Source organism: Prosthecobacter fluviatilis (assembly GCF_042655725.1).
Lineage (GTDB): Bacteria > Verrucomicrobiota > Verrucomicrobiia > Verrucomicrobiales > Verrucomicrobiaceae > Prosthecobacter > Prosthecobacter fluviatilis.
This window is the reverse complement of the sequence record NZ_JBHSMQ010000001.1, coordinates 962811-975835: the sequence shown is the minus strand read 5'-3', so window position 1 is coordinate 975835 and position 13025 is coordinate 962811. Positions and strand designations below refer to the sequence as shown.

Below are 13025 nucleotides of genomic sequence, written 5' to 3'. Positions count from 1 at the left end.
GAGATTGCTGGGTGGTGAATAATTTACCAGGTCAACCACTTGGGGGGATCGACCGGCGCGATGAGGAGGGTGATTTCTCCTTTGGGCGTCTTGGTTTGGTAATAGGATAGCAAGATGCTTGCCGGACCACGTTTGAATTCCTCAAACTTTTTTGTCAGTTCCCGTGCGACGACCACCCTGTGATCCGGCGCGGCCTCAGCCAGAATCGCCAATGTGTCGACCAGACGGTAGGGACTTTCGAAGAAAACACTGGTGCAGTCACGCTGCAGAGCCGCAGTCAGGACTGATGAGCGGGCGCCTTTTTTATGAGGAAGAAACCCGCCAAAATAGAAAGGCGTGGTGGGCAGTCCCGATGCAGCCAGCGCTGTAATGACTGCGCTAGGCCCGGGAATCCCTTCTGCATGCAAACCGGCAGCTACCACGGCTCCCACCAGCCGCTGCCCGGGATCAGACACGGTGGGCATTCCGGCATCCGAGATCAGAGCAACACTCCCCCCCTGCTTCATGTGCTCGAGGAGCTGGGGAATGCGCATTGCTTCATTATGCTCATTGAGGCTGATGAGCCTCGCACGAATGTCATGATACTTGAGCAGCATGCCTGAATGCCGTGTGTCCTCGCAGGCCACCAAGTCAGCGCAGCGGAGGGTGTCGAGGGCACGCAGAGTGATGTCGCGCATGTTCCCGATAGGGGTGGCCACCAAGTGGAGGCCGGGGGGCAGGCGCCCCGTGGCTGTCAAAGATTCCAGTGCCCCCTCGTCTGCCCTGTCGGACTGTTCTTCGGCTAAATCCTGATCCGACGACATTGCAACGGACAGGGGTTACCAGCCTTCAGAAATTTGATCTGCCAGGTTGTTGGCCAGACGCTGCGCAGCGTCCTCAAAGAGCTGGGTCTCTGACAACTGCAAATTCGCCTCGAGGATGATGTAAGAATCTGCGGTGGCAAAGCCGGAATGAAGGGTCTTTCCTGTAGCGGTGTCAGTGATTGTAAACGGGCAGACAATGGTCGCCTGAAGCTGTGAGCTGCTCAGCACATTGTTCAGATCAGAACGGAACTGAGTGCGATTGATGTTGGAGACTTTCCCCTGCAGCACAGCCTCAGCTTCGCTCTTGGCCACGATTTGATAGGAACCATGGTTTTGCAGCTGCTTGATGACAGCGTTTGTCACGAGCGAGGCAATGCGGGGCTCAAGAGTAAGATTTTCAAACGTGGGCACCGCAATCTTGGTGATATGGCGCAGGTGAACAGGTTTGTGAGCACCCAGAGTGTACCCTGCACATCCGGAGAGCATGAGGCAGCCAGCTGCCAGCAGAAGAAAAAGCGATTTCATCCAAATAATTTGAGAAGTGACCCTGCCGAGTAATGGCGTGCTGCCATGGCGGCGCAAGAATTATGACGCAGGCTTCGTCGTGGAAGGAACTGGTGGGACTGGCGGCGTAGGGACAGCAGACCCCGGCGACGACGGCAGCATGGATGGAGCGTTCGGGTTGGGCGGCACGGGCAGCAAAGCTGGCTTTTCTGTCTCAGGCACAGGTGGCAGAAGAGAGCCTGCTCCTGGAGCAGCAGCGCCAGGACGGAGAGGCAGGGTGGGCTCCTGCAGCGGGATAGGCACAAAACCTTCATCGCCAGTGCGCATCTTGGGCTTCTGGCTAAGACGTGCGAGTTCAGGAGCCATAGGCCCGACATAATCGTCACGCGCCTTCAAGTTCTCCGCAGTAAGTGCGGTGTAGTCCTGCCCGGGTCCTTTTTTGGCATCTTCCACTCCATCTGGGTCCGCAGAAGCAAGTTCGGCGAGCATGGTTCGTGCCTGTGCCGAAACCTCCGGAGAACCAAACTTGAGAGCCTCGTTAAGGTAGATGGCCGCGGCTTTGGTTTTGCCAACACGCTGGTAGAACTTGGCGACGGTCAAAGATTGATTCGCCTCGGCCGTGTTGACCTGATGCAGGATCATTTCAGTCTCCTGTTTACGATCACCGGTGGGATGGGTGGCGATGTAAGTGCGCAGGGCATCACGAGCAGCCAGAAGATTGGAGGCATCCTCGCTGCGCTGAGCAGCGATGTTGCTGATGGAACCAATCCTGAACTGGGCCTCTGCGGCCTGAGAGGTATGCGGGTAGTTTTCCACCACCTTGTTGTAGGCAGCCACAGCCTTGTCCTTTTCCTTCAGGTCCTGCTGGATTTCAGCGATGCTGAACTGGGCCAGCGGAGCATACTTGCCGAAAGGAGCATTTTTGATGATTTTCTCGTAGAATTTGATCACGTCAGAAGAGTTCATCTTCATGCTGATCAGAAGCATTCCCCTCTGCTTTTTGCCGCCCTTGGCCTCTTCGGCGATCTCATACTGCTTCTCGATGGCCTCGCTGAAATGAGGACTGTCACGATAAGATTGAATGAAATTCTGGAAGGCATCAAATGCATCATCCATCTTGCCGTTGTGCCGGATGATCACGGCGTTGTGGAAAGAGGCTTCAGCAGCACTCGGGGTGAATGCGTATTTTTTTACGATGGCTTGGTACATCGCCTGAGCCTTGCCGATTTTGCCAGCATTCTCCGCCTGCCGAGCCTGTGCCAGCATGCCGGCGGCGGCAAGTTCCTGAGAATCTCGCTCACTGTCCACGGGAACCACTTGGTCTTTCTTGCCTGAAAACGGCCAGATAGCGGGAGATGCAGTCGTCAGGGCTAGAAATGAAACGGCACATGCCAGATGGACTGACAGGCGGGCGTGGGGGGGGAATTTCATCGAGGCGATAGTAAGTTCTGGTTAAGCTTGCGTCAAGGTGCCAACGCACTTGTATCGCAAGGGCCTGCCCGCCCTTGTTTTGACCGCTGCCACGGTCTAATTACGGCCTCATGTTGCGCCCCCTGCTTTTGCTAGCCCTAGGCTTTCCCCTTTTGGCCCAGTGCCAGAAGGCCCCGCTGTCTCCGGGATACCGGAAGGTGCAGAATATTGACTACGTCGGGGCCGGAGATCCGCGCCAGAGGCTGGACCTCTACCTGCCCGAGACGGACTCCGAGAAGCCCAGGCCTCTGCTGGTGTACGTCCACGGCGGCGGCTGGTCTGAGGGCAGCAAGGACGAGGCGGACGTGCTGCTGGGCCTGATCAAAGACGGCACGCCATATGCCGGTGCCAGCCTGAACTACCGCCTGACCGACCAGGCGCAGTGGCCAGCACAGATCCATGACTGCAAGGCCGCCATCCGCTGGCTGCGTGCCCATGCCAGGGAGTACAACCTCGATCCCGACAGGATCGCCGCCTTCGGCATCTCTGCCGGCGGGCACCTGGTGAGCATGCTGGGTGTGACCGGCGGCGTGAAGGAGCTGGAGGGTGAGCTGGGCAGGCACCTGGGCCAGAGCAGCCGCGTCACCTGCGTGCTGGACTTCTGCGGCCCGTCGGATTTTTTGACCTTTGGCGGCAAGGGCAGCATCATAGACCCGGACGAACCCGGCGGGGTGCTGGCCAAGCTGCTCGGCGCACCGCTCAAGGACTGCAAGGAAAAGGCCCGCAAAGCCTCTCCGGTGAGCTACATCACGCCAGATGACGCACCTTTTTTGATCATTCATGGGGACAAGGACAACGTGGTGCCCTACTCCCAGGCCACGGAGCTGGATGCCGCACTCGACAGCGCCAAAATCCCCTCCATCCTGCTGACCGGCACCGGAGGCGGACACGTCTTTCTGAGCGGACCGCTGGTGGAGCGCATGTACGCCTTCAACGCACGGCACCTGCTGGGCAAAGACGTCCAAATCCCCGAAGGAGCCGTTCCTTCCAAGTAAGCCCGCAGTGCCGCACCGCTTCCAAGCCAGACCTTTTCATTTTCAATGACCGATTCCGAAATCAAGTCCGCCATCCTCGACATGGGCCGCCGTGCCCGCGCTGCCTCGTATGCCCTCGTCAAGCTGAGCAGCGAGCAAAAAAACGCCATCCTCGCAGCCATGGCTGATGAGCTCACGGCCCGGCAGGACACCATCCTGGCCGCCAACGCCCTGGATCTGGAGCGCGCGAACCAGAACGGCCTGAGCAAGGCCATGATCGACCGCCTGACACTGGACCCCAAACGACTCAAGGCCATCGCCGATGCGGTGCGCGAGGTGGCACTGCTGCCCGACCCCGTGGGCGAAAAGCTCACCGACTGGACTCGTCCGAACGGCCTGCACATCCGCAAGGTGCGCGTGCCCATCGGTGTGATCGGCATCATCTTTGAGTCCCGGCCGAATGTGACCACGGACGCGGCCTCTCTGTGCTTTAAAACCGGCAACGCCACCATCCTGCGCGGTGGCAGTGAGGCGATCGACAGCAACCGCGCCCTGGCCGCCGCCCTGCAGGCGGGAGGCGAGCGCGCCGGACTGCCTCCGGACAGCATTCAGCTCATCCCCTTCACCGACCGCGCCAGCGTGGAGCACATGGCTCAGATGGACCAGTACCTGGACCTCATCATTCCGCGTGGCGGCAAGGGGCTGATCGAGAAAGTGGTGGCCACAGCGCGCATGCCCGTGATCAAGCACTACGACGGCGTATGCCATGTATTTGTGAACGCAGACGCTGATCTCGACATGGCGGCCAGCATCATCGTCAACGCCAAGTGCCAGAAGCCCGGCGTGTGCAATGCGCTGGAGACGGTGCTGGTGCATGAAGGTGTCGCGGCCAGGTTTTATCCGCAGCTGGGCCAGCGCCTGGCCGAGGCCAAGGTGGAGATCCATGCAGATGCCACCGCGCTGCAGCATCTGGGCGTGCCCGCCATCGCCGCCACGGAGGAGGACTGGAGCACGGAATATCTGGACCTCATCCTCGCCGTGAAAACCGTGAGCGGGCTGGACGAGGCCATTGCGCACATCAACCGCTATGGCTCGCACCACACGGACAGCATCATCACCAAGGACCGTGCAGCGGCCGAGCGCTTCCAGCACGAAGTGGACAGTGCCGTCGTCCTCCACAACGCCAGCACGCGCTTCAACGACGGCGGCGAGTTCGGGTTCGGCGCGGAGATCGGCATCTCCACCGACAAGCTGCATGCACGCGGCCCCATGGGGCTGGCGGAGCTGTGCAGCTACAAATACCTGGTGGACGGCAGCGGTCAGGTGCGGGGGTGAGTCGCCCCCGTGAATGTCCGCGCATCTTCGCTTGCGAGTCCCTGCGTCCCTGTGTTTTTTGCCGAGTCTGAATCACGGACTCCGGCGCATTTTCGCGCCCCGCTTTGCACATCCCCATGAAGCAATCGCTCACCCTCGCCATTTCTCTGCTGCTTGCCTTCAGCGCCACCTCTGCGCTGACGATCCCTGATCCGCTGCCCAAGGCGCCGGAGCCGGTGGAGGACATTCTGCGGCTGCAGATCTTTCTGGATACGCAGCTCTTTGGCCCTGGAAAGCTGGACGGGCGGCCTGGAGAGTTCACCACCAAGGCGCTGAAGCGCTACCAGAGTTCCCACGGAATGCCGGAGACGGAACTGGCGGACTGCACGCTGGACCTTTCCAGCGTCACGGAGCTGTACACCAGCTACACGATCCGGCAGGAGGATCTCAAGTTTGTGGGCGAGCTGCCACGCCAGCCCTCAGAGCAGAGCAAGAAGAAGTACCTGCCGTATGACTCGCTGCTGGAGTTTCTGACCGAGCGCTTTCACTGCGCGCCAGAGCTGCTGGAGTTTCTCAACCGGCCGATGAAGATGGACGATCTCAAGCCGGGAGATGTGGTGAAAGCGCCAGCGGTGCAGCCGTTTCTTATCGAGGAGCTGACGGAGATCGCCAAACTGCCGGAGGTGCCGGAATTTCAGCAGCGGGTGATCAAGATCGACACCAAGGAAAAGCTGCTGGGCGTGTGGGATGGTGAGAAGATGCTGGCCAGCCTGCCCATCACTCCGGGCAGCGGGCATCTGGCCACGCCGCCGGGCACATGGCGCATCCTGGGCATCACGCAGATGCCAACCTTCCGCTGGGACAAGAGCGTGCTGGAGTACGGCGTCCGCAGCAGCACGTATTACCAGCTGCCTATCGGTCCCAACAATCCGGTGGGGGTCATGTGGATCGGGCTGAACCGCCCGGGCATCGGCATTCACGGCACCAACTCTCCGCAGAACATCGGCCGCAGCTCCAGCCACGGCTGCATGCGCACGGCCAACTGGGACGTGGTGCGGCTGGTGAAGCTGCTCACGAAGGGCATGACAGTCATCATCGAAGGACCGCCACCAGCGCCGCGGCCTGTGGAGGTTGCCAAGGCTTTGCCGGTGGTGGAGCCACCAGCGGCCCTGCCCGCAGAGGGGCAGAAGCGCGGCTTTTTCTCCCGGCTTTTTGGCAGGAAGTAAGAATGTGCAGGTCAGTTCAGCCGCAGGGTGATGGAGCCTGAGTCCTTCACCTTGCAGCCATGGGGAGTGCGGGTCATCAGCTCAAACTGCGTGGCCCAGTAGTGCATGGTGTTGACCGCGTGACCGTAGGGCTGGTAATCCCGGAGGTTGATGAAGGTCAGCTTGTCGCTCTCATTGTCGGCAAACTGGAAAAAGGGACGGCCGGAGCCGGAGTCCACCACCTTGCCTTCGATGGCCATGTTACCCTTGGTGAAATAAGCAGCCAGCCCGACCATCGGTGTGACCACAAACTTCAGCATGGTCACCACCGCGTTGCCCTTGGGGCTGGTGGGATTGAGTTCAATGACGGCCAGGCGCAGCGTGAGGGTGTCCTTGCCCGGCTGGTTCACGAGGCGGTAGTAGGGGGTGGGAGAGCGGCGGAAGGCAGCCACAAACTCCTCTCGCAGGCGCACGGCCACCTCGACTTCCCGCCGCTGCACGCCGCCCCAGGCGACCTCTCCGGAAGCGATGGCGCGGTTCACCCGGCGCAGGTAGTCCAATGTGACCGGGGCGATGTAGAGCTTTCGCTTGGCAATCCCCGCCGCCAGCGCCTGGGGATCCAGCGTGGTCCATATTTTTTGAAATCCGAGCTGTCTGCTGGCATCCTGAGCGAGCGAGGGCTGCTCAAAAAAAGGCGAAAGAGCCACCGGCCCTGCCTTGAGCATGCGATTCGTCGAACTGCAGGCGGGCAGCAGCACCAGCGCGAGAATGAAGTGCGGAAATCGCATGAGGGACAAGCCCCAGATAAAGACATAAAAATCGCCCGCTGTGCAATGCCAGAACTCTGCAGCCGTGGAAAAGATGAGCGGCCACGGTGGTTTTAGCTTTCACCGGCGTACCTTTCTGCCGAACATCCACCACCACACACTGCATGCAGCCAGCCACCGTCCATCTCGTGATCCCCTGCTATCAGGAAAGCGGACGCATCGGTCCCTTCCTGACCGAGCTGTGTGAGGTGACGAAAGGGCTCGGAGACGTGAGCATCCGGGTGGTGGAGGACGGGTCAGATGCAGCAGAGGCCGAGCGCATGCGGGAAATCATCACGCCGCTGTGCCGCATGCATGCGCATCTGCATCCGCCACTTTTTCTGCCGCAGAACCGGGGCAAGGGAGGTGCGGTGTATGCCGGGTGGGACCAGGCGCCGGAGGTGGACTGGCTGGCCTTTGTGGACGCTGATGGCTCGTGCTCCGCCACGGAGGTGGCAAATCTCATCCACCTGGCGCGCAAGCAATCGAAGCCTGAGACGGCTCTCTTTGCCTCCCGCTGGGATCAGACAAGCCCCCGGGTGCAGCGCCAGTGGAAGCGCCGGCTGATGGGGCGCATCTTTGGCACGCTGGTGGCCACCCTGCTGCGCATTCCCATCCACGACAGCCAGTGCGGGCTCAAGCTGGTGCCGCGCACGGCGTATCAGCGCATCGCCCCCTCTCTGCGCATTCAGGGCTTTGCGTTTGATGTGGAGCTGCTTGCAGCACTGCATGACAGCGGCTGCGGCTTTGAGGAGGTCTCCATAGCCTGGCATGAGACGCCCGGCGGCCATGTGCACCTGATCCGTGACTCCATCCGCATGGCACGGGATGTGGTGGCCATCCGCAGGCGGCGGGGGCAGCACTGAACAGACCAGCCGCCCCTACCAGCCCCTACTCCCACCTGAGCTCGGTCCCAGCGGGAAGAAGGCGCACAGCACGTGCAATATCCCAGTTGGTCATGCGAAAGCCACCAATGCTCTCCTGTTTAGTCATGGATCCAGGAATGCTGGTGCCATGAAGGCCATAAGGAAGAGGCTTGGGGTCTCCACTCTTCGCGAGATTGATCCAGAGAATGCCCGCCGGATTGTTGGGCCCGGCATGAAACCGATAAGGGATGGTCTTGGGAGCCGCGGGATCTCCCATGCTAGTGAACACCGGCCGGGGAATGACTTCGAGGATCTTCCAAATCTTGCGTCCGTGCAACCCGGGGCGCGCGGCGGAAACCGGCATGCTGGCAACAACCACATCCCCACGACGAATCACCAGGCGACTCACCCCCAGCATGCTGGCGGAGATCGGCGCCTGCGGATCTGCGGCTGGCTGCAGTGGCTCTGTGAGTGCATTTTCAATTTCGAAAGGCACCACATTGGGAACCAAAAAGACGGCACCTGGGGCATTAGGGTTCTTAACACCCGGGTTGATGTGACGGAGAAATGACTCGGCTGCATGAAACCGCTCCGCCACAAACTCCCAGCCGGAACGGTAGGCCATGAAAGTTTCACGGGTCAGCTCTTCGAACGTGGGCGGCGGCTCAGCGGCCCTGCCCTTCCCCCTGCCGGAGACATCGCTCCCCGGATGGGGGGAAATCCAGCGCATGTCCGCCGCCGTGAGTACATACTCGGCATAAGGTCCGCCAATGGCCTTCATGGCGGCCGAAGGCTGGCCTTCCGGGGTATGCAACTCTCCAGGATGTGCTTTTTCAAAAGCTTTGTATGCCGCATCGTACACAGGCCCCGCAGTGCCATCGATCGGACCGATGGTGAACCCCTGGCGGTCCAGGAAAGCCTGAATGAGCACCAACGATGCCGCCCCCCAAGCCGCAGGAGGCAGTGCACGATGGGGCTTCGTGGCGATCAAGACCGGTGGCTCCTCCCTCACGGGCGAAGGGGCCTTTTTTGTTTTTTCCTTATTCTTGGCCGGATCCTTGGCTGCTTCTTTTTCCGCAGCCAATGCAGCATCAACCATGGTCTTGATGTCACTCTCCCCCGGAACTTTGACGACCTGCCCGATGACAATCCGGTCGTTTTTCAGATCATTGAAAATCCTGATCTGATCCACGGTAACGCCATTTGCATTTGCGATTTTGATGAGCGAATCCCCCTTGACCACCACATGCTCGACCATGGTTGCCGGAGGCCCTTTTGGCGTGCCCCTGGCTGGAGAAGTCGCCCCAGCGGGTTTTGAAGGCATGGCACCCGCCTGGGCTTCGACAGGAACCTCGACAGGCAGGCCCCAGTCAGCGGGTGCGGATGGCTCAACCTGCCAAGGCCATTTTACAGCCTGCTCCAGCCCAGGCTCAATGGCAGGAACCGCAGGCTTCACGGTTTCCACCTGTGCAAGAATGCCGCAAGGCAGGCAGCCCGCCAGCGCACAGAGCATCCATGTTACCTTTTGAGGCGAAAGACACGGTTTCATGCAGCATTCAATCCGCATTTGCCGCCGGCACAAGTGCCTGTTCTGGACGCAGCTGGGGTCTATTTCCCCAGCACCTGCTTCAGCACCTCGATGCAGCGCTCATTCTGCGGCATGGTACCGATGCTGATGCGCACCCATTCGGGGAGTTTGTAGGCGGCCATGGCGCGGACGATTACGCCCTTGTCCATCATTCCTTTGAAGACGGCGTTGCCATCGCCCACCTTCACCAAGACGAAGTTGGCGTAGCTCGGGATATACTCCAGGCCCATTTCCCCGAACTGCTTCTGCAGGTAGGCACGGCCTTCGTCAGTGATGGCCTTGGTCTTGTTCTGGTGTTCTTCGTCCAGCAAGCCGGCCAGTGCACCGGCCTGCGCGATGGAGTTCAGATTGAAGGGCTGGCGCGTGCGCTGCAGCACGTCGATCAGCTCCTTGTTGGCGATGCCATAACCCACGCGCGTACCCGCGAGGCCCTGGATCTTGGAGAAAGTGCGCAGCACCACCACATTGCGTCCCTGACGCACGTATTTCAGCGTGTCCGGCGGATTGTCGAGGAACTCATAATAGGCCTCGTCAAACACCACCACCACATGATCCGGCACCTTGTCCATGAAACGGTCAATCTGCTCCTGCGTCACCAGCGTGCCCGTTGGGTTGTTCGGGTTAGCGATGAAGATCTCCTTCGTGTTTGGCGTGATTGCGGCGGCCATGGCGTTCAGATCGTGCACGTAACCGGGGTCCGGCACCTCGATGGTGTCAGCGCCAAAGACCTTGGCCATCAGCTTGTACACCAGGAAGGCGTGCTCGGCGGTAATGATGTTGTCCCCCGGCTTGAGGAAGGCGTGGCCGATGAACTCGATCACCTCGTTGGATCCGCAGCCCATGATGATGTTGCCCATCTCCAGGCCAAACTTCTCCGCCAGGGCATTGCGCAGCTTCCATGAGGCGCCGTCAGGATAGATGTGCACCTCTTTCACAGCCTCCTGCATGGCCACGATGGCCTTGGGCGAAGGGCCCAGAGGGTTCTCGTTGGAGGCCATCTTGATGATGTCCTCCGGCTTCAGTCCGCGTTCACGGGCCACATCCTCGATGGGCTTTCCGGGTTCGTAGGCGACGAGATCTTTGAGCTGTGGGTTGGCGTAGTTCCAGATGGACATGGTTGGAGGCGTAATAGGACCATTTCTTGGACTGGGATGGCGTCGAAGGCAAGTCCGTGTAAAGTTCCGCTCAGACTTCGTTTTAAACCCCTATGCCTGCCAGCCTGCCTGAAACCTCCGAACTGCTCCTGTCCCTCGGCACTGCCACCGGGCTGGGGCTGCTCGTCGGCCTGCAACGCGAGTGGGTGCAGAACCGCGTGGCGGGCATCCGCACCTTTGCGCTGCTAACCCTTTTTGGCGCATTGACCGGGCTGCTCGGAAACGCCTACGGCACATGGGTGGTCGCGGCAGGTCTCGTCGCCTTTGCCTGCATCGTGGTGTTCAGCACCTGGCTTAGCCTTTCCACGCGCGAGCCAGACTCCGGCCTCACCACTGAAATGGCCATGCTGGTGATGTTTGTCACGGGCATCATCATCATGCTCGGGGAGCGGCTGATCGCCGTAATGATCGCCGGTGGAGTCATGGCGCTGCTGCAGAGCAAGAAGGCGCTGCATACGATGGTGAGGCGCTTTGGCGAAGACGATCTGCGAGCCATCGTGCGCCTGGTGCTGCTGGCGTTGGTCATCCTGCCTGCGCTGCCAAACCGTGAGATGGGCTATCTCGGTGTGCTCAATCCCTTTGCCATCTGGCTGATTGTGGTGCTCATCGTCGGCATTAGTCTGGCAGCGTACATGGCAGAAAAGTATCTGGGAGGTGCCAAGGGTGCTGTCGTGGCCGGTCTTCTGGGCGGCCTGGTCTCCAGCACGGCCACCACGGCGAGTAGTGCACGCCGCAGCGCCTCTGCCAGACGGGGCGAGTGCTCGCTCGCTGCCATGGCCTTGATTGCCTCAGCCGTGGCTTTTGTGCGGCTGCTGGCAGAGGTGGTGATCGTTGCCTCCGAACACATCCGTGAACTCCTGCCTCCGCTCACGGCCATGATGCTCTGGGTGACTCTGATCGCCGCCGTAGCGCATCGACTCGCTGAAAAAACAGATACGCAGCCGGTGGATGAGCCTCCGCCCTCTGAACTGAAAAACGCCGTCTTCCTAGGCCTGCTCTACGCGCTGGTGCTGGTCGTCGTGGCCTACACACGTCAGCACAACAGTTCATCCGGGCTGTATGTGGCGGCGTTTCTTTCCGGCCTGCCGGACATGTCGGCGATCACTCTTTCCACCTCCCGGCTGGTCTCCACCGGTCATCTTGAAACGTCCGTCGCCTGGCGCATGATTCTCGTCGGCGGCATGGCCAACCTCGTCTTCAAGATGTTTTTCGTGATCATACTCGGCTCGCGTGCCTACATCAAACCTGCACTGCTGGGCCTGCTGCTGTCTGTCGCCGGAGGCGCGGCCATTCTCACACTCTGGCACTGAATTCCGGCCAAAGAATGCAGGATGATTCACAACGACATCCTCATGTGCCACGTAATTATTTCCAACCATGCCCGCAGAATTTAAAGACTACTACGCCACCCTGGGTGTCCCGCGTGATGCCAGCGCGGACGACATCAAAAAGGCCTTCCGGAAACTGGCCCGTCTCTACCACCCCGACACTGCGAAGGACAAAAAAACGGCGGAGGCCAAATTTAAGGAGGTCAATGAAGCCAATGAAGTGCTAAGCGACCCCGAAAAGCGCAGGAAATACGACACCCTGGGAGCCAACTGGCAAGAAGCTGGCGACTTCCAACCGCCCCCCTCTGGAGCTGGCGGCCGTGAGCAAGAATTTCACTTTGGAGGCACGGGGTTCAGCGACTTTTTCGAGCAATATTTCAGTGGCGGCAGCCGCTATGGCTTCCCGCAGGGCTTTGAAGAAGAAATCCCGTCTGGCGGCAGCAGGAAAGGCCGAGCAAGGCGCGGGCATGACATTGAGGGCGACATCCTCGTCACTCTTGAGGAAGCCATGCATGGCACCCAACGGCCGATTTCACTGCAGACTGTGAACCGCCAGACGGGAGCGGTGCAGACACACAGCTTTGAAGTCCGCATCCCGCCCGGGGCTACGGACGGCCGCCGCATCCGGGTGCCTGGCCAGGGCGAGCCCGGACGCAATGGAGGAGAAGCAGGCGATCTATACCTGCGCGTGCGCCATGCCGCGCATCCCGACTTCACCACTCAGGAGGCCGACTTGCATCATGATCTCGCCATTGCTCCATGGGAGGCCGTGCTGGGTGCGGAGATCATCGTGCCGACTCTGGACGGCTCCATCAAACTACGAATCCCAGCAGGCAGTGAAAACGGCCAGAGCCTGCGTGTGCGCGGCCGCGGCCTGCCCAAAGGCAAGACTGCCGAGCGCGGCGACTTTTTTGTGAAACTGCAGATCGTGCTGCCAGACAAGACCAGCGATGCCGAACGCAAGCTGTGGGAGCAGCTGCGCAGTGCCTCCACCTTCAACCCACGCGCCTGAG

General features: G+C 60.4%; 12 protein-coding genes. 6 read left to right on the top strand and 6 right to left on the bottom strand.

Annotated elements, in window-relative coordinates; genetic code table 11:
* Positions 1-23: 23 nt before the first annotated feature.
* Genes rsmI through ACFQDI_RS03745 form a run of 3 tightly spaced genes read right to left on the bottom strand, consistent with a single transcriptional unit; the run spans position 24 to position 2738 of the window.
* Positions 24-803 carry a 16S rRNA (cytidine(1402)-2'-O)-methyltransferase gene (gene rsmI, locus ACFQDI_RS03755; protein ID WP_377163554.1) on the bottom strand — a complete coding sequence of 260 codons (780 nt, stop codon included), beginning with the start codon at positions 801-803 and terminating at the stop codon, positions 24-26.
* A 15-nt stretch (positions 804-818) separates the two neighbouring features.
* The gene (gene lptE / locus ACFQDI_RS03750; protein WP_377163551.1) at positions 819-1385 is read right to left on the bottom strand and encodes an LPS assembly lipoprotein LptE; all 567 of its coding nucleotides are present in this window, start codon (positions 1383-1385) and stop codon (positions 819-821) included.
* A gap of 3 nt (positions 1386-1388) precedes the next feature.
* Positions 1389-2738 carry a tetratricopeptide repeat protein gene (locus ACFQDI_RS03745; protein WP_377163549.1) on the bottom strand — a complete coding sequence of 450 codons (1350 nt, stop codon included), beginning with the start codon at positions 2736-2738 and terminating at the stop codon, positions 1389-1391.
* Positions 2739-2890: 152 nt separating this feature from the next.
* Between ACFQDI_RS03745 and ACFQDI_RS03740 the strand changes: the two genes are divergently transcribed.
* The 3 genes from ACFQDI_RS03740 (at position 2891) to ACFQDI_RS03730 (ending at position 6291) form a co-directional block, all read left to right on the top strand.
* The gene (locus tag ACFQDI_RS03740) at positions 2891-3772 is read left to right on the top strand and encodes an alpha/beta hydrolase fold domain-containing protein (protein WP_377163547.1); all 882 of its coding nucleotides are present in this window, start codon (positions 2891-2893) and stop codon (positions 3770-3772) included.
* A 45-nt stretch (positions 3773-3817) separates the two neighbouring features.
* Entirely contained in the window at positions 3818-5086 is a 1269-nt protein-coding gene (locus tag ACFQDI_RS03735) for a glutamate-5-semialdehyde dehydrogenase (RefSeq protein ID WP_377163545.1), read from the top strand.
* Positions 5087-5202: 116 nt separating this feature from the next.
* Positions 5203-6291: a L,D-transpeptidase family protein gene (locus ACFQDI_RS03730; RefSeq protein WP_377163543.1), complete on the top strand. Its 1089-nt coding sequence runs from the start codon at positions 5203-5205 to the stop codon at positions 6289-6291.
* A gap of 11 nt (positions 6292-6302) precedes the next feature.
* Here the strand turns inward: ACFQDI_RS03730 and ACFQDI_RS03725 are convergent, their stop codons facing one another.
* On the bottom strand, positions 6303-7058 hold the full coding sequence (locus ACFQDI_RS03725) for a DUF3313 family protein (protein WP_377163541.1): 756 nt from the start codon (positions 7056-7058) through the stop codon (positions 6303-6305).
* A 143-nt stretch (positions 7059-7201) separates the two neighbouring features.
* On the opposite strand from ACFQDI_RS03725, the gene ACFQDI_RS03720 reads away from it, so the two are divergent.
* Positions 7202-7942: a glycosyltransferase gene (locus tag ACFQDI_RS03720; protein WP_377163539.1), complete on the top strand. Its 741-nt coding sequence runs from the start codon at positions 7202-7204 to the stop codon at positions 7940-7942.
* Between the two features lie 25 nt (positions 7943-7967).
* On the opposite strand, the gene ACFQDI_RS03715 is transcribed toward ACFQDI_RS03720, so the two are convergent.
* On the bottom strand, positions 7968-9491 hold the full coding sequence (locus ACFQDI_RS03715) for a L,D-transpeptidase family protein (protein WP_377163537.1): 1524 nt from the start codon (positions 9489-9491) through the stop codon (positions 7968-7970).
* 59 nt (positions 9492-9550) lie between these two features.
* On the bottom strand, positions 9551-10645 hold the full coding sequence (gene hisC, locus ACFQDI_RS03710; protein ID WP_377163535.1) for a histidinol-phosphate transaminase: 1095 nt from the start codon (positions 10643-10645) through the stop codon (positions 9551-9553).
* A gap of 92 nt (positions 10646-10737) precedes the next feature.
* Here hisC and ACFQDI_RS03705 point away from each other — a divergent pair, with 92 nt between their 5' ends.
* Together ACFQDI_RS03705 and ACFQDI_RS03700 are read left to right on the top strand one after the other, a co-directional pair.
* The gene (locus ACFQDI_RS03705; RefSeq protein WP_377163533.1) at positions 10738-11994 is read left to right on the top strand and encodes an MgtC/SapB family protein; all 1257 of its coding nucleotides are present in this window, start codon (positions 10738-10740) and stop codon (positions 11992-11994) included.
* A gap of 67 nt (positions 11995-12061) precedes the next feature.
* The gene (locus tag ACFQDI_RS03700) at positions 12062-13024 is read left to right on the top strand and encodes a DnaJ C-terminal domain-containing protein (protein ID WP_377163531.1); all 963 of its coding nucleotides are present in this window, start codon (positions 12062-12064) and stop codon (positions 13022-13024) included.
* Position 13025 lies beyond the last annotated feature (1 nt).